Source organism: Bartonella sp. TT110JLCBS (genome assembly GCF_042193405.1).
In the GTDB taxonomy this organism is placed as follows: domain Bacteria; phylum Pseudomonadota; class Alphaproteobacteria; order Rhizobiales; family Rhizobiaceae; genus Bartonella.
Genome location: NZ_JBHILT010000142.1, coordinates 1 through 975, shown reverse-complemented (window position 1 = coordinate 975; position 975 = coordinate 1). Strand labels below are relative to the sequence as shown.

Sequence of the window (975 nt, the reverse complement as noted above, 5' to 3'; positions counted from 1 at the left end):
TACACCTGTAATCTGCCGCGTCATGCCCGTACTTTTATTACCAACACTAACGGCACCCTGCGTACTTTTCCATTGCGCTTCAGTGCTTTCTGTTGCCCCCTGCAGCGAAGAAGTATATCCTGAAACACCTGCAGCCCTATCAGCGATAGTATCACTTCCTATAGCAACACCACCTTGTACAGAAACTATAGAATTGACACCCATTGCGATACTGCTTGGACCCAAAGCGTGAGACATGGAACCTATAGCAATACTATACAGCGCCTCCTTTGTTGCAGATGCATTGTAACCAAGAGCAATCCCCTTTTCTGCATAATTCTTCGCGCCGTAACCAAGAGCCATTGCATAATCACCAGCTGCAAGCACTCTATTTTTTTCATCAACATTCTGTGTTTCAGATCCAGGAGTAGTTCCAACAGCACCGATTGCAATGCTAAAAACACCTTCCGTTTTTGCCCCCCGCCCCAAAACAACAGTACCATACGAGCCCTTAGGTGCCTCTGCCTTATAACCAATAACAGTACTCCAACCATCACCAGATTTTGCACCGTACCCGATAACAATAGCGCCGTATGTACCTCTCCCATCAACACTACCAACCACATCGTCACCAATAAAAACACCCCACTTGCTTTTTGTATAATTAATCCCACTACCCAAAATAACATTGTTATCTTGAGAACGTTGCATTCCTGCAGTTCCACCCCGCAAAAGGTCAGAAACATTAACAGGGGCTGCATTCTCATTATTCCCTGAAAACTGTTGGGTTGTAGAGCTATCACGAACAAGCGACCGTGGACTAATGAGAGACTTTTTATATTGCTCGTCTGTATCTAGAGTTCTTACCAATAAATTTTTGCTATCGTCCGCAAGAACATTTACGATAGAACTCTTATCGCTCTTACCAGAAAGGGTTTTGGTTAAAAAATTTGCGTAATCATCAGAATCATTCAAACCAGCAACAGAGAGAAGGCT

At 43.9% G+C, this 975-nt stretch carries 1 pseudogene; it reads right to left on the bottom strand.

Going from position 1 to position 975, the window contains the following annotated elements:
• A pseudogene (locus ACFILW_RS10080) lies at window positions 1–975 on the bottom strand (hypothetical protein); the annotation flags it as partial.